We start from the raw sequence: 19,266 nt of genomic DNA on the forward strand, positions 1-19,266 counted from the left end.
CCTATTTCGCGAACGCTTTCTGAACGGCATCTGCCATAGCATCAATGAATAAAGCATTGTCATTTGGCATTGCTGGACGGTGATAGTTCGCACCTAATTCTTCACATACTGTCTTACATTCATAGTCATTGTCATAAAGTACTTCTAAATGTTCTGCAACAAAACCAACTGGTACATAGGTGAATGAACGGTACCCTTTATCATTGTATAAGTCACGTGTTAAATCTTGTACATCTGGGCCTAACCAAGGATCTTTTGTTTGTCCAGCTGATTGCCATCCAAATGCAACATTTTTCAAACCTGTACGTTGTTGTAGTAAATCTTTTGTTTCGAATAGTTGATCTGCATATGGGTCACCCATTGCGATAATTTTTTCTGGAAGAGAATGCGCACAAACAACTAAACAAGCTGTTTCACGTTCTTCATCTGACATTCCATCAAATTCAGCATTAATTTTTTCAGTCCAGTATTGTAAGAATTTTTCTTCCTTATACCAGCTATCGATGCCTTTAAATTTGAAGTTTGCATCTAATGTTTGAGCTTTTTCGATTGCACGTGTGTGATACGCTTTAGTTGAGAATGATGAAAAGTGTGGTGCTAATACGATACCAACAGCTTCGGTTATACCATCATTAATCATTTGTTCAACTGCATCTTCAATAAATGGTGCAATATGTTTTAAACCGATATACACTTTATATTCCACTTCATCTTGTACTTCATTTAAACGAGCACCTAATGCAGCTGCTTGTTTTTCTGTCGTTGCTGCAAGTGGTGAAATACCACCGATTGCCTGGTAGCGACTACGTAAGTCTTCGATTTGTGCGTCTGTTGGACGGTGTCCGTGACGAATATGTGTGTAGTATGGAATTAAATCTTCGTCTTTTTGTGGTGTGCCGTATGCCATCACTAATAAACCAATTTGCTTTTTCATTATTGTTGTCACCTCAAAAATTATTTTTTCGCGATTTGTTCGCGGCTATAGTCATGGATTAATGTTGTTAAACGTTTTAATACATCTGGATCAACAGATGGGAATACACCGTGACCTAAGTTGAAAATATGCCCAGGCGTTTCTAATCCTTGGTCGATAATTACTTTGGTACGCGCTTCAAGAACATTCCAATCTGCTAATAGAAGCGTTGGATCTAAGTTTCCTTGCACTGGCTTTGTGATTCCCATTTGACGTGCTTGCTTAATTGGTAAACGCCAATCTAATCCAACCACATCAAGCGGTAGCTCCTGCCAATCAAGTACGAGGTGGCTTGTGCCAACCCCGAACATAATCATTGGTACGCCTTCATCTTTTAATTTATTAAAGATTCGTGTCATAACAGGCTTAATAAAAATTACATAATCTTCATGGCTTAATGCGCCTGCCCATGAATCAAAAATTTGGAATGCTTTTGCACCAGCTTTAATTTGTGCTTTCAAGTCTGTAACAATCATATCTCCTAATTTATCCATTAGTTTAAACCATGCTTGTGGCTCAGATACCATAAATGATTTTGTTTTCGCATAGTTCTTTGATGGACCGCCTTCAATCATATAACTAGCAAGCGTAAATGGTGCACCTGCGAAACCGATTAACGGTACATTTAATTGTTCTTCTGTTAAAAGTTTAATCGTATCTAATACGAAGGGCACATGCTCTTCTGGATGAAACTCACGTAAATTATCAATATCCTTCGCTGAGCGAATTGGATTTGAAATAACAGGACCCACACCAGCTTGAATTTTCACATCAACGCCCATTCCAGGAAGAGGCGTTACGATGTCTTTGTATAAAATTGCCGCATCAACATTGTAGTTTTGTACGGGTAAATGTGTGACATACGCACAAAGTTCAGGTTGATGTGTAATTTCCTCAAGTGAGTATTTCTCTTTAATTTTGCGGTATTCTGGTTGTGAACGACCGGCTTGGCGCATATACCAAACAGGGGTATGCTCCGTGCTCTCACCACGAGATGCACGTAATAAAGTATCATTAAAAACTGTCATATCTGTATTTCTTCCCTTCTCTCATTTCTAATTTTACATAAAAAATCCGACGTTTGTATCCATTGTTCACTATAATCTTTCAATGCCGCGATGTATAGTTTTCGGCTCAATTTGTCATATAAATTTCTTAAAACGTGACAGAATTTTGTCGGTTTCGTTTCACCTCTCTGTTATAAGGTAATATAATAAATACACTATTAAATAAAGGGGTATAACCATGACAAATTTATATATTGCAATTGGTACAGCCGATTTCATGCAAACGCTTAAAGAAAAGTATAAAAAAGAACAAATGATTTTAGCACATAATGAAATCAATTCAATTTTGCTTCATGAAACCGATAAAAAAACAAAGTTCGCAGCACCAAAAAAATATGAGGTTGTCGCGTCAGAAGGTCAGCTTGAAGAACACGGCTTTTTTGCAGTAATCTACGTATCTATTATGCAAGAACAACATCAAGTATTTGAAGATCGTTTTAAACAGCGCCAACATGGCATCGGTAAAGAACCTGGCTTCGTTGCATTCCGTTTATTACGTCCTTTAAATGATACAGATTACGCTGTTTTAACAGAATGGACAGGTGCCGGGTCATTTGAAGCATGGAAGTTAACAGATGATTATAAGGATGCCATCGCTAGTTATCAGGAAATTGGCACAATTAATATGAACAGTCAGGCATTTGAACCAACACTCTTTACAAAAACGTATACAACAAATCTTGACGATGTTGACTTCCCCGATGAGGATGACGAACGCCGTTAATAAATAAGCTGGCCAATATGGTCGGCTTTTTCAATATACAAAAAGAAAGTGGGGATTTTATGGATTTTTATCGAGAAATTTCAGATGCTTTTGAAGAAATGCGCCAAACACGACGTTTTTTACATATGCACCCCGAACTGTCGTTTAAAGAAACAAAGACCGCTGCTTTTATTACCGCACAATATGATGCCATGGGTGTCCACTACGAATCAAACTTTGGTGGAGGCTATGGTATCGTTGCACGAATTAATGGCGCAAACCCAGGTAAAACAATTGCGCTTCGTGCAGATTTTGATGCACTACCTATTCATGACCAAAAAGAGGTTCCATACCGTTCCCAAACAGACAATGTTAGCCATTCTTGTGGCCATGATGGGCACACTGCAATGCTTCTTACGATTGCACGTATTTTAAAGCGTCATGAAAAAACGATTAGTGGTAACTATGTTCTAATTCACCAGCCCGCAGAAGAACATCCGCCAGGTGGTGCTATCGACATGATTAAAGCAGGTTGTTTAAATGGTGTGGATGCTATATTTGGAACACATCTCTGGTCACTTTTTGAAAGCGGTCATATTTATACAACACAAGGTCCACTTATGGCAGCCGCCTCCAACTTTAAAATTACATTAATCGGTAAGGGCGGCCATGGTGGTGCACCACAAACTTCAGTTGATGCTATTGCGTTGACCGCTACGGTTATTCAACAGCTTCAGCAAATCGTTTCTAGACGACTTAATCCATTATCTCCAGCAGTTCTTTCAGTCGGTGCAATAGAAGCTGGCGAGACCTATAATATCATTGCAGAAAAAGCCATTTTAAAAGGCACTGTACGCGTATTTGATGATGAAACCAAAAAAGAAGTTTACGACGAAATGACGCGTATTTTGCAAGGTATTTGTCTGAGTGCCGGTGCTTCCTATGAACTTAATATTATTGATGGGTATCCACCGGTTATTAATGATGATCGCTGCGCACAATTCTTACATGATTTTGCTTACTCAGTGCCTGCTGTTATCGATAGCCATTTTATTCAGCCGTTGATGGTCGGCGAAGACTTTGCATATTATCTAGAGCAAGTTCCTGGCGTCTTTTTCTTGACTGGTGCAAAGCCAAAAAGTGGTATTGCTTACCCACATCATCACGGTAAATTTGATTTTGATGAAGAAGCAATGATTGTAGGCGCACAAACAATGCTTGGCGCTGTATTGAAATATCAAGAAACATAATAAAAGAAAACCTCGATTTCAATAGGTTCACAATAAAAAGAAGGAACCACGTCAAATTGACGCGATTCCTTCTTTTCTTATGCATATCTTTTTCGGCTAGGAATTTCTTTAACCTAGCTTCTTTATTTTGATAAACGCAATGTCACTTCACCAACAACTAAAACAATAAGAGCATAGACATAAAAATAGGGTTGCATAATGCTTGCTAGTAAGACAATAACTGCCTGCGCAATAATAAAGTATCGCACGATTTTAACCGCTGCTTTTTGGCGTGAATCTTGTGGTAATGGATACAACATACTCATCGTAAATTCATGCGTTGATGCAATCGCCTGCTTCAGTTGAATAGCAACCGCAAATGCAAGTGCTGCTGAAATAATCGCTCCTGCAATCGTAATGTCTACAAAAGCAACAATAAGCGCATTAATAACCACTAAACGCAGCCATAAGTAAAAGTGATCATCCGTACGAATAACACTACGGAATAAATAATATTCAAATGTTGTTTTATGCTTTTTAGGTACCATATTATATAGGAAGTCAAAATATGGGCGACGTTTAATACTGCCATGCACTTGTGGTACATCCGTAAAATAATTCGCAAAACGATAAATACCCATCATACGATTATCTTCAAGTGCTACAAAATGTTCGTAAGGAAATGGTTGCTTCACGATATTCTTTTTATCTACAAGCCATAGTGCAATAAATAATACAACTGCAATAACCAGCACTAAATAAAGTCCTGTCAAAACACCCCATAATGCGGCTCCATTTAATACATAGCGTACAAGACGGTTCAACCAAACATGCTCACCCGCTTTATTCCAGCGATAAGCAAATTCAGCTTGAATATTAAGCCATTTTAAGACAATCGTCACAATAAGACCTGCGACAATTTGTGACACTTCTAACTCTGTTACTTGTCGCAGCATCGGCCACATCACAATATAGACAATTACTGCGATAACAGCTTGTGTTGTAAATGTAAACCTTAGTGCATGTTTGAAATAGACACCGAGCTTTGTTTCAAGCGGTAATAAATACACTTCATCAGGTTTTTTTAATAAGGTAACAGGTCGACTAAGCATTAAGAAAAATGCCACGATAAGTGTTGCAATTTCAAGAGATGGTGTATTTGTATTGCCATGGTTAGCGTCTAACCAATGACTATACTGATACCCGCCTGCGCCCATTAAAAAGACAATGACAATGGCCATATGTCCTGTAAAAATATAGCGCATATACTTTTGAAGTTCTTCCGTATAATGTGCTGACCGTTTACGCCAAACATCTTCTAAATTACGCATCTAGCTGTTCCTTCGTCATTTGAATATATAAATCGTCGAGTGACGCATTTGGCATATGGAATGATTGGCGTAAATCATCCATTGTCCCAAATGCACGTACACGACCTTCATGAATTAATAAAATCTTATCACAGTGCTGTTCAGCTGTTGCAAGAACGTGCGTCGACATTAAAATAGCTGCCCCGTCCTTTTTCTTTTCATCCATTTGTTCTAGCAATAAACTAATCGCAAGCGGATCAAGTCCTAAGAAAGGTTCATCAATAATGTAAAGTGATGGGTTGACTAAAAATGCACACATAATCATTACTTTCTGGCGCATTCCTTTTGAAAAATGTGATGGAAACCAATTCAAACGTTTTTCCATACGAAATTCTTTTAATAAAGGTGCAACGCGTTCTTCCATAATATTAAGTGGGATATTATAAGCCATTGCTGTCATTTCTAAATGCTCACGTAATGTTAATTCGTCATATAGTACTGGTGTTTCTGGAATGTATGAAAACGATGTACGATAAACATCCATATTTTCTTGCATCGTTTTCCCGTTAATACGAATTTCACCTTTTTGCGGCTGCATCATTCCAATAATATGTTTAATCGTTGTACTTTTCCCCGCACCATTTAAACCAATTAAACCAACAAGCTCACCAGGTTCTAGCGAAAAATCCAAATCGTGAATGACCGGCTTACGCGTATAGCCCCCTGTTAAATCTTTTACTTCTAAAACTGTCATTAATATCGTCACTCCATTTCGAGTCGTACTTTTCAAACTCCTGCCATTAGTTTAGCAAAAATCATCCTATCACGCAGTTGTCATATGGTAAAATAGAAACAAATCATTGAAAGGTGTGAATTTACATGTCAGATTGTCTATTTTGTAAAATCATTGCTGGAGATATTCCAAGCACGAAAATTTATGAGGATGAGCATGTATTTGCCTTTATGGATATCGGTCCATTAACAAAAGGCCATACATTACTTATTCCAAAAGAACATGCAGCAAATGTTTTTGAAATGTCAGAAGAAGTTGCAAGTCATCTATTCTCTGTCGCTCCCAAAATTGCAAATGCTATTAATAAAACGTTCAATCCAGTCGGCATGAACTTATTAAATAATAATGGTGAAGCTGCTGGACAAAGTGTTTTCCATTTTCACCTACATTTCATTCCTCGCTATGATGAAACAGATGGCTTCAAAGCTACATGGAATACAAAACAAGATGAATTTACACCAGCGATTTTAGCTGAGCTTTCTGAAAAAATCAAAGCAAATCTATAAACTGTACATAACCTCGCATAATGCGGGGGTTTTATTGTGACAAATTATTTTTCAAAATGTTCACGCTTTTAAGATTTGGAACCTTGCTTTTACATGCTTCGAAATGTAGAATCATAGTAAGTTTCGCTAATGCTCATAGGAGACATTAGGAGACAAACACAAGCATAGCTTAGGAGAGATGAGATTATGAAAACGAAAAATTTAGTGTTAATGGCTTTACTGGTTGGGGTTGGATGCGCATTGTATCTAGTAATTCCTGGCATTATGGGTGGAATGAAACCAGACTTTATGTTAACGATGATGTTTGTCGGCATTCTATTATTCCCAAATACGCGTGATGTCTTTTTACTAGCTTTAACAACGGGTATTTTATCTGGTCTATTTTCTACATTCCCTGCAGGTTTTGTACCAAATATTATCGATAAATTCGTCACAGCATTTATTTTCTTTGCATTAATTGTCGTACTGAAAAAAGTATCACAAAAAGTTGCAGTATCTGCTGTTCTTGTCGGTATTGGTACATTTATTTCAGGCAGTGTCTTTTTAGGATCAGCCATCTTAGTCGTTGGTGCAGATATTCCATTCACAGCATTGCTCGTTTCTGTTGTATTACCAGCAATCGTCATTAATATTGTAGCTTTTGTGATTATCTATCCGATTATCACAGGCTTAGTCAAACGTTCAAACTTTGACACGGCTGCCTCTCACGCGTAGGTACTCTAAAAGAACCTTTATCTTAAAAGATGAGGTTCTTTTTTATGCTCCGATAATGAAACCCAGCTTTTTCAAATCTTTTTTTTGCGTTGAAATCGCGCTACGACGCTTATTTCATGGCCAAGCATAGCTTTATATTGTAATAATATGTTTTAATAGAGTAAATCAAGGCAATAATATGTTTGAAAGGGGTCGTAACATATGAATATGAAATCATCACTTTTAGGTCTAGCAGTCGGAATCGTTGGAGGAGCTACAGCTATGCTACTATCAACGCCCCAATCAGGTAAAGACGTCCGCCAATCATTTAAATCGACAAAAGAAGCTAGTCAGGAAGTCGGTAGTGAACTACAACAACGTTTTTCTAGTATAAAGGATGCAGTAGATATGATTAAGTCTGAAGTACAGACAACTCTGCCAAATGTTGTCACTGATGTCAAAACTTCTGTGCAGAAATTCCAAGAAGACACTGCACCAATTCAAAATCGTTTAAAAGGTAATATTGATGCAGCAAGCCAATCTGCTAACGAATTAGGTCAGGCAGCGAGCGAAATGTCGATGGAAGTAGAAAAATTAGTCAATCGATTAACATTTAAAAAACAATAAAACGTGCAATAAAAAACATTCATGACATGTAGTGGATTACAATACATGTCATGAACCATAAATTTTTAGAATTATTCGTATTTTTATTAAAACCAACTTGTATACTTTTGGGAAATAATGTTATAATATAAAGAAAATTGCGAAAGTGGTGATAGCTATGTCTGAAGAAATAAACTCGGCACAAGAAGCCATGTTATATACTCAACGCATCGCTCATCTTTCAAAGGCGCTTTGGAAAGCTGTCGAAAAAGATTGGCAAGCGTGGATTAAACCATTCGATTTGAATATTAACGAACATCATGTCTTAAGCATCGCAGCAAATTTACAAGGTGCTTCTATTTCGGATATTGCAAAGTTTGGCGTAATGCATGTTTCGACTGCGTTCAATTTTTCTAAAAATTTAGAAGAACGTGGCTTGCTATCATTCTCAAAACGTGATGATGACAAACGAAATACATATGTGGAGATTACAGAGAAGGGTCAAGCGTTATTGAAAGAAATCGATGACAGCTTCAATTCTACTAACCACGCTGTATTAGAGGGGTCTCTTCCTTTAAAAGAAATGTACGGCAAGTTCCCGCAATATCTAGAATTAATGGCTGTTATTCGTAATATTTATGGCGACGATTTTATGGATATTTTCGAAAAATCATTCAAAGACTCTGAGAATGGCTAAATAAATTGTTCCAAGTAATCCCTCTATTGTAGCAACTACAATAGAGGGATTATTTTGTCTTTAAATCATTTTTTATCTGATAGTAGTTAAAAAGCTTGCTTTTCCCTATGAAAAAGATTAATGTTATGTATCGAGAATTTTAAATGAATGGAGATGCGTAACTTGCATTGCTGGAAAACCATTAATGTACAAAAACACTATGGCCACGATCGTATTTTATTGATGTCAATCATAAGTATGCTCGCTGTATTTTCTGTTTTTTATATCGCATTAAATGTATTTCGCCATGAACCAGTTTCAGATAAACTGTTTTCATTGTTCATCATTGTATTATTGATGATCTATCCCGTGCATAAATTATTACATTTCTTGCCGCTAATTAAAGAAAAAAAACATATTCGTTTTCATATAAAATATTATTTAAAAATCGTACCAATATTAAAGTTACACGTAACAGAACCTGTCCTTAAATCTCGTTATATCACATCATTAATCGTACCATTTATCGTAATCAATATAATTTTGATTATAGGTGCACTAGTGTACCCATCATTCCGTCATTATTTCACACTTTTACTCGCTTTTCATAGCGGATTATGTTTAATTGACTTGTTATATGTGAAACATTTACTAAAGGCACCTAAAAAAGCATTAATCGAAGAAAATGATAAAGGTTTTCAAATCTTAATTCCCTTGCGTTAATGTTGTGTTTTTGCCCTGGCATTTGATATGCTTAGTAAATAGTATGAGAGAGGAGGAATGGACATGATCGTATTATTCGTTATTTTATTTTCTGTCTTTTATTTATTCCAAATTAATAAAATGACAGCGACTTTATGTGCAAGACGTGAAATCCCTGAGGAGAAGCAACCTAAAGTCTACAAAACGATTAATATTTTAATCACGATCCTGCTCGTTTCTTTCTATATTGAAGTGACGATGGCTGTATAAGAAAAAGAAGCAATTATGTAGATATACATAGTCGCTTCTTTTTTTATGCTATTTTATACCAACTTTTGTCATAGTAAAATCAGTTTATAATTATAATATAGGCAACCTTTTCCTTTTTTAAAACGTTTATGTTATAGTTACAAAAGTAGATATATTCTGAAGCAAAAGTTGGGAGAGAAAACGATTATTATGAACATCAAAAAAGGTATTTTAGCAGCAACATTAGCTACATCTGTACTTACTCTTGCAGCATGTGGTAATGGTGGCATGGATGAAAAAGTAGCAACATCTAAAGTGGGCGACGTTACAGTCGAACAATTATACAAAGAAATGAAAACATCAGCTGGTAGCCAAGCACTTCAATTAATTATGCTTGAAAATGTATTAGCTGATAAATATAAAGTTACTGATAAAGAGGTCGACAAAAAAATTGAAGACCAAAAGAAACAAGTGGAAGCACAAGGAACTGACTTCAAAACCTACTTAAGTTCTCAAGGTATGACTGAGGATACGTTTAAACGTTATGCCAAACTTTCTTTATTACAAGAAGCGGCTCAACGTGATGGCGTAAAAGTTTCGGATGAAGAAATCAAAACATATTACGATCGTCTAGGTAAAGAAGTAAAAGCAAGTCATATTTTAGTAGCTGATGAAAAAACAGCGAAAAAACTTAAAAAACAATTAGATGATGGTGCTGATTTTGCTAAATTAGCGAAGAAAAACTCAACAGATACAGGTACTGGTGCTAATGGCGGCGAACTAGGTTGGTTCGGTCCTGATCAAATGGTTGGCGCATTCACTGATGCTGCTTACTCAATGAAAAAAGGTGAAATTTCTGACCCAGTAAAATCTGACTATGGTTACCACATCATCAAACTTGAAGGTACAAAAGACAAAAAAGTCGATGGTACTTTAGACGAGAAAAAAGATGAAATCAAAAAGACTCTTCAATTAACAAAAGCAAAAGCAGAAGATCCTAACCAAACAAAACTACAAGAAAAAGTTTCAAAACTGATGAAAGATGCAGATGTTAAAATCGAAGATAAAGATTTAAAAGACGCATTAGCTAGTTTCTTAGGCTCATCAACTACTGAAAGTAAATAATTTTATAACGAAAGAGTCGGTTCTCTATTGAGAGCCGACTTTTTTGCATACAAAAAAAGAACTGCCAAAGCAGTTCTTTTCGTAGTATTAAATAGTTGGGTTATAGAATGAACGGTTATCTAACGCAAATAGGCGCTCTGTAAATTCACCAGGCTCTGTTTTGCTTAATGCTCGTTTTAGCATATTCATCTTCGCATCGATATTATCGATGTAGAATAACATCTCTGCCTCTTGTAGCATTGGTTTTTTCGGGCTGCCATATTCTTCTTTACCATGATGAGACAGTACCATATGTTCTAATAACATGACTTCTTCTCCATCGATTTCAAGCTCTGCGGCTGCCTTTTCGATTTCAGATACCATAATGTTAATATGCCCAAGTAAGTTCCCTTTTGCCGTGTAAACTGTCGAAATCGGACCTGATAATTCAATTACTTTACCGATATCATGTAAAATAACTCCTGCATACAATAAATCGCGATTTAATGTTGGATATAGATCACAAATCGACTTTGCAAGACGTAGCATTGATGTTTCATGCTCTAAAAGTCCAGAAGCATACTCATGGTGATTTTTTGTAGCTGCAGGGAATGTCATTAGTTGCTCTTGGAATTTGCGTACGATATGACGTGTGATACGTGAAATATTTGGATTTTTAATTTCAAAGAAATATTGACTAAATTCTTCGTATAATTGTTCTTTTGGTGTTTCAGATGATTGAATTAAATCTTCTACGCCAATTGTTTCGTCTGGGCGTAATGGGCGAATTTGTTTAATACGCAGTTGCAATTTACCACGGTAATCTTGAATTTCCCCACCAATGTGTACAACAATTCCTGCTGGATAAAGACGTACTTGTTCTTCGCCTGCATCCCAAAGTTTGGCCTCAATACTACCACTTTTATCTTGTAAAATCAGTGTCATAAATGGTTTCCCCATTGTTGTGACACCTTTTGTTGATTGTTTAATCAATAGATATTGATCGACTGAATCTCCTACTTTTAACGTTGCAATACCGCTCATGTGGAGTTCGTCCCCCTTCATTTTCAGCTTGCCAAATAATTCGGCTTCACTTCATTTATTTACATTATTTATTGTACCATTTTGCCCGATTGAGTAACATAAAAATGCCGAAACCAATTGTTTTTTGATGAATTATTTTCCATTTTTTTGTATAATGAATACAAGTTCATTTACAATTTTAAACAATTAGGGGTGGAGAAAATGACAGCATATCGTTTTACAGCATTTGAGAAGACAGGCGAATCATTATTCGATGAGGATTGGGAATTCGAATCAGACGATATCGCAAAAGAACAAGGTGCACAAAAGATTGAAGAACTAGGACTGACAGATAAAACACATCGTCTAGTGAATAATAAAGGAAAATTAATTGTTTTTCATGTGTAACGCGAAATAAAAGGAGAATGCGCACGAATCAGTTGCGCATCCTCCTTTTTTCTATTCTCCATTAAATACTGGCTGGCGTTTTTCTACAAAGGCTTGAATTCCTTCTAAATGGTCTTTCGTTGCACGCATACGCGGTTGCATTTCCGCTTCCTGTGCTAAATATTTGTCTAGTTTATTTTCTTGCGAACCGTTTAATAAAAGCTTTGTTTCAATCTTCGCTACTAATGGTGTTTGAAGTTGTTGCGCAACAAACTGCTGCGCTACTTCTTTTGCCATACCATTTTCTACTACAATATCTGCCAAATCCCATTCAACGGCCTCTTCACCGTCCATAACGCGACCTTCCCAAATCATTTGCTTCGCCTTCACAGCGCCTACACGTTCTTTCATAAAGAAATGGCCGCCACCATCTGGAATAAGTCCAATGCCGATAAAATTCATCGCTAACTTTGCATCTTGCTCAACAATCACATAATCACAAGCAAGCGCCAAACTTAAACCAAAACCTGCTGCTGCACCGTGTACGACCGCTACCGTCACCGCTGGAAGCATATACAACGCCTTAATCGCACGCGTTAAATACGTCATGACCTGTTCGGTATCCGCTCCTACTGAAGCACCTTTTAACATTTCTTTAATATCACCACCTGCTGAAAAAACTTTTTCAGCTCCTTGTAGCATGAGAATCTGAACATTCTCTTTGTATAGTGCTTCAAAACATTCAGCTAAATCTACGGCCATTTGTTCATTTAATGTATTCATCGCCTGTGGACGGTTTAAGGTAACAACTGCTACCTTATCATTCACTTCACATAAGATTGTTTCGTATGTCATTGTTAACACTCCTTTATGAATAGTCATTCACTTCTTTTGCTATATTCGCTACATAACCGAGAAATTCCTTTAATATTCGTAGAATTTTCTAATTATTTAAACTTTTATTGCTTTAGGAAAATGAAGTTTTCTTAACCAGTCTCTATTGTAAAAGATTCGATAGTTGTATAGGTTGATTTTTTTGTTTTCAATAAAAATGCTTAATTTATGTCCTCTCATAAAGGACGAACATTAATTACAATAAAAACGTTATTTGTTCGTTTTTTATCTTTTTAGTTACCTTTTTCTAGTTATTTTAAAATTAATAATGAAATAAATATTGACATTACTGAATAATCGCTTTAATATTGTGTTAAATTCAAATCACGCAAAAATACGTTGAAAGAGACATACTTATATTTTTGAAAGCCTCACAGCGAGCTGGTGGTCGGTGCAAATCAGCGGTTTCAATTATAAGTTCCACTCCCGAGTAGATCTTCTGAAAATTCCAAAGTAGGAAGATTCGTCACATGCACGTTACGCATAAAGCAAAGCCTCGTTCTTATTTTGAACAGGAAAATTAGGGTGGTACCGCGTTACTAGATTGTTAATTTAGCCTTTCGCCCCTACAGTCATAGACATAAGTCTGCGATTGTATGGGATGAAAGGCTTTTATTTTTAACTTTGAGAGGAGCTTTTGTTTATGTTACAAGATTATCAAGTGTTACGTATTCCAGGTCCAACTCCAGTTCCACCACGTGTGAACCGCGCAATGACACAGTCAATGGCTGGGCATCATGCGCCGCAAACTTATCAAATTATTCAAAATATTAAACCTAGACTGAAAAAATTTTTTGGGACATCGCAAGATATTTTAATGATTGCAGGTAGCGGTACATCCAGTCTTGAAGCTGCTGTCGTCAATGTAACGACGAAGGGCGATAAAGTACTTGTTCTTTCAACAGGTATTTTTGGCCATCGTTTTACAGAGATTTGCGAAAGCTATGAATTAGATGTAGACGAATTTACTACCGAGTGGGGCCAACCGTTCCCACTTGATGAAGTAATTGAACACATCAAACAACATTCTGATATTAAAGCAGTGTTCTCAACATTTTGTGAAACGTCAACAGGTGTTCTAAACCCTGTTGGTGAACTTGCTAAAGCCGTCCATGCCATTAATGATGACATCATCGTTATTGCTGATGGTGTGTCAGCCGTTGCTTGTGCTGAAACAAAAATGGACGAATGGGGTCTCGACATTGTCGTTACTGGTTCACAAAAAGGCTTTATGCTCCCTACTGGTTTAGCATTTATTGCCGTAAGTGACCGCGCTTGGAAAGTTATTGAACAAAATGATACAAAGGGCTACTATTTAGACTTAACAAAACATCGCGATGCCCTCGAAAAAGGTAACACCCCTTTTACACCTGCTCTTGGCCTTTTCCATGGTCTTGATGCAGTCCTGGATCAATTAGAAGAAGAAGGCGTTGAAGAAGTATATGCTCGTCACACGTTAATGCGTGACATGACACGTGCAGCTTTAAAGGCGCTCGACGTGAACTTACTTGTTGAAGATGCTTATGCATCCCCTTCTGTGACGGCTGTTGCCCCTACAGATTTTGATGCACAGGCCTTCCGCAAAGTGCTGAAAGAAGATTTCAATATCGATGTCGCAAGCGGGCTTGATAAAATGACCGATACCATTTTCCGCATTGGTCATATGGGCTATTGCTCACCTGCTGACGTACTTCAATATATTAGTGCATTTGAAATTGCCTTAACGAAAGTTGGAAAAACAATCGAGCTTGGCGCCGGTACTCGCGCCGCTCAAGAAATTTACTTACAAAAAACTACAACAACTGTGACACAATAAGGAGAGAATTAACGATGGCTATTAACATTTTAATCAGTGACCCACTAAGCGAAGATGGTATTTACCCACTACGTCAAGAGAAAGAATTAGATTTAAATATTGACATTAAAACTGGCCTTCAACCAGAAGAATTAAAAGCGATTATTGCTAACTATGATGTATTATTAGTACGTTCTCAAACAAAAGTAACGCGTGACATTATCGAAGCTGCTGACAACTTAAAACTTATCGGACGCGCTGGCGTTGGTGTGGACAACATCGACCTTGAAGCTGCAACTGAAAAAGGGATTATCGTTGTTAACGCTCCAGATGGTAACACAAACTCTGCTGCTGAGCATACAACAGCGATGATTTTCGCTCTTGCTCGCCACATTCCACAAGCGTTCATTACACTAAAAGAAGGCCGTTGGGATCGTAAAAAATTCGTCGGCGTTGAGCTTAAAAACAAAACGCTTGGTGTTATCGGCTTCGGTCGTATTGGTCAAGAAGTGGCACACCGTGCAAAAGGTAACCGCATGAACGTTATCGCATACGATCCATTCTTAACTGCTGAAAAAGCTGAAAAAGCGGGCGTAGATTACGGTTCAGTAGAAGATGTTGCGAAGGTAGCAGATTTCATTACTGTTCACACACCATTACTTGATTCTACTCGTCATATGATTAACGAAGATATCTTTAACGTCATGAAAGATGGCGTTCGTATCATCAACTGTGCACGTGGTGGTATTATCGATGAGGAAGCACTATATAATGCAATCGAATCTGGTAAAGTAGCGGGCGCTGCATTAGATGTTATGGAGGAAGAACCATTCGTAGGTAACCGCCTATTAGATCTTCCACAAGTTATCGCAACACCTCACTTAGGTGCATCTACAGTAGAAGCACAAGAATCTGTAGCAGTAGACGTAAGTAATGATATTCTATCTTACTTCAACGTTGGTACAGTTCAAAACCCTGTAAACATGCCTTCAGTTCCTAAAGATGTTGTAGCAAAAGTTGAACCATTCTTTGAATTAGGTGAAAAAATCGGTGCATTCGCAATGAACTTAACAGAAGAAGCTGTAAATGAAATCAACATCTACTACTCTGGTGACGTCGCAAACTATGATGTGCGTCCATTAACGAATAATACAGTAAAAGGTGTACTTACTCGTAACTTAGGTAACCATGTAAACAACGTAAACGCTCGCTACCTTGCTGATCGTAACGGCATCAAAATTAGCGAACAAAAATCTACACAAGCTCGTGCATTCTTAAGCTCAATTACAGTTGAAGTTATCACTGAAAACGAAAAACATTCTGTAAAAGGAACATTACTAAACGGCCTTGGTGCTCGTATCGTACAAGTTGACCAATATGTAGTAGACGTTGTTCCTGAAGGTAACTTACTATTCATCAAGCACACAGATAAACCTGGTGTAATTGGTCGTGTAGGTACTTCATTAGCTGAGCAGAACGTCAACATTGCAACAATGCAAGTTGGTCGTGCTGATGAAGGTGGCGATGCAATTATGATGTTAGCAATTGACAACACAGTTGAAAGCTTAGACTTCGTTATCGCAACAGAAGGCGTATTCGACGCAAAAGAAATCAAACTATAAAGTATACGTAAAAGAGGCTTAGGAAAATTCCTAAGTCTTTTTTTATGCGCTAAAAAAGCATGTCTTGCGAAATAATTCCGTAAGACATGCTCAGTAGCACTAACTATATAATCGATACAAAACAATCGCAATTGTTAAAATCATCGCAATAACTGCCATAGACATTTTTTTATTTGATTTGTTAGGCATCGCTCCCACTCCTTTTCTATTCGTTTAGAACGTTTAAAAAAGGTGATAAGTTCATTATAATGAGTCGATTAATGGTTTTAATTTTGTTAAGGTATCAATTTCATATGTAGGTACGACAACATCGTTAGGTGCCTTATCCTCACGATTTATCCATACATTACGCATATTGACGCGAGATGAGCCTAGAATATCTGTCATTAAATTATCTCCTACCATAATGCACTCTTCCGCATTACCTTCTGAAAATGTTAAGACATATTCAAAAATAGAAGCATCTGGCTTTCCAATACCAAAATCTCCAGAAATAATAATTTTATCGAAATAAGGAACAAGCTCTGGTGTAATTTCTAATTTTTTATTTTGAAGACTCGGTGCCCCATTTGTTAAAAGAATTAATTGATAGTCTTCTTTTAAACTATCTAACACCGCATATGTTTCATCATATACACATGGGCTTGCAATACGATTCTCGACAAATTTTTCACCTAACTCATGTCCAAAAGCCGTATCATCAATACCATATTCTTTTAAGCCTGCTGTCCATGCATCCCTACGATATGTTGGCACGATGGCTTTCATCTTTTGAAAATCCTCTGTCGGCTCATCGAAATGGCCCCATAAACCTTCAAATGGATTAATTCCGATTTGTACCGTATAATCGTATGTTTCATAGCCTTCATAAAGTGTACGTGCTGCACTGCGCACATAGTCTTCTAATTTCGCTCCATCAATTTGAGGATATTTTTGCGCTGCTTGTACACAAGTCTTCGCAAAGGCATCTGCAATACTTTTTTTATCCCATAAAAGCGTATCATCTAAATCAAAAATTACTGTTTTAATTGCCACTAAAGCCAGCTCCTTTAAGCATTATGTATGTTTGTATCGTATCATAATTCTCCGCTTAAAAGTCTGAAATTTCAAAGAATAATAGAATCTCTGCATAACAAAGGAATAGATCATTATTGTTCGTAACAAAAAAACAAGAGCTGCATTATGCAACTCTTGTTTCATCTTCATTATTTTTCTACTGAAACCCATTTTAAATCGATGAAGCCCATTAAGTTTGGTTCCATATTTTTCACATAATCTTTTTGTACATAGGTTGTTGTGTAGTAGTAAACAGGAATGACTGGGAATTGCTTCATCGCAATATCCTCTGCTTGTTGTAAATACTCTAAGCGTTTGTCTGTATCTGTTTCTTTTACAATTTTACCCATTAACTCTTTATATTCTGCATCTTCCCAGCCTGTATCGTTATTGCCGTTATTTGCAGATGTAAACATTTCTAAGAATGTGTATGGGTCGTTAAAGTCAGCAATCCAACCTTGGCGACCAAGATCGTATTCTTTTGCACTTAATTTATCTAAGTACACTTGCCATTCTGAGTTATCGATTGATACATCGATACCTAGATTTTTGTGCCAGCCTTCTTGGATATATTGTGCAATCGCTGAATGTGCTTCAGATGTGTTGATTGAAATACCAATTTTAATATCTTTTGCATCTTTAATACCTAATTCTTTCATTCCTTCAGCTAAAGCTTTTTTCGCACCTTCAATATCATTATCTTTGAAGTATTCTTTTTCTTCATAGTTTTGAATTGCTGGTGGTACCATGCCTAGCGCTGGTTTTTGGTCTGCTTTTAATACGTTATCAATTAATCCTTGACGGTTGATTGATAATGCTAAGGCTTTACGGATATTCACATTTTCCATGTATTTCGCTGTTGTGTTCACTTTGTACCAGTATTCTGCTGCAAAGTCTTGTACTTGTAATGATTTATCTTTTTTGTAGCCTTCAATTGCATCAAGTGGAATCGCTTGGAAGTCACCACCAATGAAATCGATGTCACCACTTGTGAACATACGATTTGCTGTTGCTTGTGATTCGATCATTTGGATATTTACGTTGTCTAATGATACGTTGTCTTTATCCCAGTAGCTATCGCTTTTAGCTAGAACAATTTTGTCATTATGCTTCCACTCTGAAAGCTCAAATGCACCATTTGTTACGAAGTCTTTACCTGCATCAGAGAACCATTTGTCATTCCCTTCAGCAACTTTATGATTGATTGGCATATATGTGTAGAATGCTGTTAATTCTAAGAAATAAGGTGTTGGGTTTGTTAATGTTACTTTTAATGTTTTATCATCAACTACTTCGATGCCAACATCTTCAACTTTCCCTTTACCTTCATTGTAGTCTTGTGCACCTTTAATCGCATATAAGATTGAAGCGTACTCTGAAGCGTTTTTTGGATCTAATGCCCATTTCCACGCATAAGCAAAGTCTTCAGCAACAACTGCGTCACCATTTGACCATTTTGTATCACGTAATGTAAATGTATATGTAAGTTTATCGTCACTTACTTGTACATCTTCTGCTGCTGCATTTTCTGGCTTTCCGTCTTTACCAACGCGTGTTAAGCCTTCAAATACGTTTTTAATAACTGTTCCTGATGTTGCATCTGTTGCCATCTGTGGATTTAATGATGGTGGCTCAGACATAATGGATACATTTAATTCTTGTGCTTTTTCTCCATTTTCTTTTGTACCAGAATCTTCTTTTGAATCGCCGCCGAAATTACATGCTGCTAAAATACTCATAACAAGTACTAACAATAATAAAGGTAATAAGCGTTTCTTCATGTTGTCATCCCCTTTGTTGTTAGAAAATAATTAATTTTCTAAAAAATTATAACTCTAAAAGTATTTTACCATAAATATCTATAATTTGAATATGCTG

Annotated in this window: 20 protein-coding genes and 1 other annotated feature; of the genes, 12 read left to right on the plus strand and 8 right to left on the minus strand. The window is 36.8% G+C overall.

What is annotated here, in order from left to right:
* Nucleotide 1: 1 nt before the first annotated feature.
* Both hemH and hemE read right to left on the minus strand, forming a co-directional pair.
* A complete protein-coding gene (gene hemH / locus ACFSY7_RS01670; protein WP_139995471.1) occupies nt 2-934 on the minus strand; it encodes a ferrochelatase in 933 nt (310 codons plus the stop codon).
* Nucleotides 935-954: 20 nt separating this feature from the next.
* Entirely contained in the window at nt 955-2,001 is a 1,047-nt protein-coding gene (gene hemE, locus ACFSY7_RS01675) for a uroporphyrinogen decarboxylase (RefSeq protein WP_380146582.1), read from the minus strand.
* 217 nt (nt 2,002-2,218) lie between these two features.
* Here hemE and ACFSY7_RS01680 point away from each other — a divergent pair, with 217 nt between their 5' ends.
* A complete protein-coding gene (locus tag ACFSY7_RS01680) occupies nt 2,219-2,764 on the plus strand; it encodes an antibiotic biosynthesis monooxygenase family protein (RefSeq protein WP_126991231.1) in 546 nt (181 codons plus the stop codon).
* Nucleotides 2,765-2,823: 59 nt separating this feature from the next.
* Nucleotides 2,824-3,993, plus strand: a complete 1,170-nt coding sequence (locus ACFSY7_RS01685) for a M20 metallopeptidase family protein (RefSeq protein ID WP_126991230.1) — start codon at nt 2,824-2,826, stop codon at nt 3,991-3,993.
* Between the two features lie 122 nt (nt 3,994-4,115).
* Here the strand turns inward: ACFSY7_RS01685 and ACFSY7_RS01690 are convergent, their stop codons facing one another.
* Complete coding sequence (locus tag ACFSY7_RS01690) at nt 4,116-5,303, minus strand: ABC transporter permease (RefSeq protein WP_380146583.1); 1,188 nt, start codon at nt 5,301-5,303, stop codon at nt 4,116-4,118.
* The gene (locus ACFSY7_RS01695; RefSeq protein WP_126991228.1) at nt 5,296-6,036 is read right to left on the minus strand and encodes an ABC transporter ATP-binding protein; all 741 of its coding nucleotides are present in this window, start codon (nt 6,034-6,036) and stop codon (nt 5,296-5,298) included. Before ACFSY7_RS01695 ends, ACFSY7_RS01690 begins: the two co-directional genes overlap by 8 nt.
* Nucleotides 6,037-6,161: 125 nt before the next feature.
* On the opposite strand from ACFSY7_RS01695, the gene ACFSY7_RS01700 reads away from it, so the two are divergent.
* The 7 genes from ACFSY7_RS01700 to ACFSY7_RS01730 all read left to right on the plus strand — a co-directional run bounded on the left by ACFSY7_RS01700 (nt 6,162) and on the right by ACFSY7_RS01730 (nt 10,632).
* Complete coding sequence (locus ACFSY7_RS01700) at nt 6,162-6,581, plus strand: HIT family protein (protein ID WP_126991227.1); 420 nt, start codon at nt 6,162-6,164, stop codon at nt 6,579-6,581.
* Between the two features lie 186 nt (nt 6,582-6,767).
* Nucleotides 6,768-7,295, plus strand: a complete 528-nt coding sequence (locus tag ACFSY7_RS01705) for a tryptophan transporter (RefSeq protein WP_380146584.1) — start codon at nt 6,768-6,770, stop codon at nt 7,293-7,295.
* Between the two features lie 201 nt (nt 7,296-7,496).
* On the plus strand, nt 7,497-7,901 hold the full coding sequence (locus tag ACFSY7_RS01710; RefSeq protein ID WP_380146585.1) for a YtxH domain-containing protein: 405 nt from the start codon (nt 7,497-7,499) through the stop codon (nt 7,899-7,901).
* A 157-nt stretch (nt 7,902-8,058) separates the two neighbouring features.
* Nucleotides 8,059-8,577, plus strand: coding sequence for an HTH-type transcriptional regulator Hpr (locus tag ACFSY7_RS01715; protein ID WP_186439678.1), 519 nt, complete (start codon nt 8,059-8,061; stop codon nt 8,575-8,577).
* A gap of 162 nt (nt 8,578-8,739) precedes the next feature.
* Nucleotides 8,740-9,279: a DUF3267 domain-containing protein gene (locus tag ACFSY7_RS01720; protein ID WP_380146586.1), complete on the plus strand. Its 540-nt coding sequence runs from the start codon at nt 8,740-8,742 to the stop codon at nt 9,277-9,279.
* A gap of 63 nt (nt 9,280-9,342) precedes the next feature.
* A complete protein-coding gene (locus ACFSY7_RS01725) occupies nt 9,343-9,528 on the plus strand; it encodes a hypothetical protein (protein WP_029500876.1) in 186 nt (61 codons plus the stop codon).
* Nucleotides 9,529-9,717: 189 nt separating this feature from the next.
* Complete coding sequence (locus ACFSY7_RS01730) at nt 9,718-10,632, plus strand: peptidylprolyl isomerase (RefSeq protein WP_380146587.1); 915 nt, start codon at nt 9,718-9,720, stop codon at nt 10,630-10,632.
* Nucleotides 10,633-10,719: 87 nt separating this feature from the next.
* Here the strand turns inward: ACFSY7_RS01730 and yhaM are convergent, their stop codons facing one another.
* Nucleotides 10,720-11,655 carry a 3'-5' exoribonuclease YhaM gene (gene yhaM, locus ACFSY7_RS01735; RefSeq protein WP_380146588.1) on the minus strand — a complete coding sequence of 312 codons (936 nt, stop codon included), beginning with the start codon at nt 11,653-11,655 and terminating at the stop codon, nt 10,720-10,722.
* Between the two features lie 201 nt (nt 11,656-11,856).
* On the opposite strand from yhaM, the gene ACFSY7_RS01740 reads away from it, so the two are divergent.
* Nucleotides 11,857-12,042, plus strand: coding sequence for a YhzD family protein (locus ACFSY7_RS01740; RefSeq protein ID WP_380146589.1), 186 nt, complete (start codon nt 11,857-11,859; stop codon nt 12,040-12,042).
* 51 nt (nt 12,043-12,093) lie between these two features.
* Here the strand turns inward: ACFSY7_RS01740 and ACFSY7_RS01745 are convergent, their stop codons facing one another.
* Nucleotides 12,094-12,876 (minus strand): enoyl-CoA hydratase, encoded by a 783-nt coding sequence (locus ACFSY7_RS01745; RefSeq protein WP_139995455.1) that lies wholly within the window; start codon nt 12,874-12,876, stop codon nt 12,094-12,096.
* Between the two features lie 369 nt (nt 12,877-13,245).
* Nucleotides 13,246-13,486 (plus strand) — a binding site (T-box leader).
* A 72-nt stretch (nt 13,487-13,558) separates the two neighbouring features.
* Between ACFSY7_RS01745 and ACFSY7_RS01750 the strand changes: the two genes are divergently transcribed.
* Both ACFSY7_RS01750 and serA read left to right on the plus strand, forming a co-directional pair.
* Nucleotides 13,559-14,731: a pyridoxal-phosphate-dependent aminotransferase family protein gene (locus ACFSY7_RS01750; RefSeq protein WP_380146590.1), complete on the plus strand. Its 1,173-nt coding sequence runs from the start codon at nt 13,559-13,561 to the stop codon at nt 14,729-14,731.
* Nucleotides 14,732-14,745: 14 nt separating this feature from the next.
* Nucleotides 14,746-16,332 (plus strand): phosphoglycerate dehydrogenase, encoded by a 1,587-nt coding sequence (gene serA / locus ACFSY7_RS01755; RefSeq protein ID WP_126991218.1) that lies wholly within the window; start codon nt 14,746-14,748, stop codon nt 16,330-16,332.
* 243 nt (nt 16,333-16,575) lie between these two features.
* Here the strand turns inward: serA and ACFSY7_RS01760 are convergent, their stop codons facing one another.
* Entirely contained in the window at nt 16,576-17,367 is a 792-nt protein-coding gene (locus tag ACFSY7_RS01760) for an HAD family hydrolase (protein WP_380146591.1), read from the minus strand.
* A 170-nt stretch (nt 17,368-17,537) separates the two neighbouring features.
* Nucleotides 17,538-19,169, minus strand: a complete 1,632-nt coding sequence (locus ACFSY7_RS01765; protein ID WP_126991216.1) for a peptide ABC transporter substrate-binding protein — start codon at nt 19,167-19,169, stop codon at nt 17,538-17,540.
* Nucleotides 19,170-19,266 lie beyond the last annotated feature (97 nt).

Source organism: Kurthia populi (assembly GCF_042686175.1).
In the GTDB taxonomy this organism is placed as follows: Bacteria; Bacillota; Bacilli; order Bacillales_A; family Planococcaceae; genus Kurthia; species Kurthia populi.

Bases quoted from the DNA above. Each gene is read 5' to 3' on its own strand.
- hemH (WP_139995471.1), bottom strand. From the start codon at position 934: ATGAAAAAGCAAATTGGTTTATTAGTGATGGCATACGGCACACCACAA.
- hemE (WP_380146582.1), bottom strand. From the start codon at position 2,001: ATGACAGTTTTTAATGATACTTTATTACGTGCATCTCGTGGTGAGAGC.
- ACFSY7_RS01680 (WP_126991231.1), top strand. From the start codon at position 2,219: ATGACAAATTTATATATTGCAATTGGTACAGCCGATTTCATGCAAACG.
- ACFSY7_RS01685 (WP_126991230.1), top strand. From the start codon at position 2,824: ATGGATTTTTATCGAGAAATTTCAGATGCTTTTGAAGAAATGCGCCAA.
- ACFSY7_RS01690 (WP_380146583.1), bottom strand. From the start codon at position 5,303: ATGCGTAATTTAGAAGATGTTTGGCGTAAACGGTCAGCACATTATACG.
- ACFSY7_RS01695 (WP_126991228.1), bottom strand. From the start codon at position 6,036: ATGACAGTTTTAGAAGTAAAAGATTTAACAGGGGGCTATACGCGTAAG.
- ACFSY7_RS01700 (WP_126991227.1), top strand. From the start codon at position 6,162: ATGTCAGATTGTCTATTTTGTAAAATCATTGCTGGAGATATTCCAAGC.
- ACFSY7_RS01705 (WP_380146584.1), top strand. From the start codon at position 6,768: ATGAAAACGAAAAATTTAGTGTTAATGGCTTTACTGGTTGGGGTTGGA.
- ACFSY7_RS01710 (WP_380146585.1), top strand. From the start codon at position 7,497: ATGAATATGAAATCATCACTTTTAGGTCTAGCAGTCGGAATCGTTGGA.
- ACFSY7_RS01715 (WP_186439678.1), top strand. From the start codon at position 8,059: ATGTCTGAAGAAATAAACTCGGCACAAGAAGCCATGTTATATACTCAA.
- ACFSY7_RS01725 (WP_029500876.1), top strand. From the start codon at position 9,343: ATGATCGTATTATTCGTTATTTTATTTTCTGTCTTTTATTTATTCCAA.
- ACFSY7_RS01730 (WP_380146587.1), top strand. From the start codon at position 9,718: ATGAACATCAAAAAAGGTATTTTAGCAGCAACATTAGCTACATCTGTA.
- yhaM (WP_380146588.1), bottom strand. From the start codon at position 11,655: ATGAGCGGTATTGCAACGTTAAAAGTAGGAGATTCAGTCGATCAATAT.
- ACFSY7_RS01740 (WP_380146589.1), top strand. From the start codon at position 11,857: ATGACAGCATATCGTTTTACAGCATTTGAGAAGACAGGCGAATCATTA.
- ACFSY7_RS01745 (WP_139995455.1), bottom strand. From the start codon at position 12,876: ATGACATACGAAACAATCTTATGTGAAGTGAATGATAAGGTAGCAGTT.
- ACFSY7_RS01750 (WP_380146590.1), top strand. From the start codon at position 13,559: ATGTTACAAGATTATCAAGTGTTACGTATTCCAGGTCCAACTCCAGTT.
- serA (WP_126991218.1), top strand. From the start codon at position 14,746: ATGGCTATTAACATTTTAATCAGTGACCCACTAAGCGAAGATGGTATT.
- ACFSY7_RS01765 (WP_126991216.1), bottom strand. From the start codon at position 19,169: ATGAAGAAACGCTTATTACCTTTATTATTGTTAGTACTTGTTATGAGT.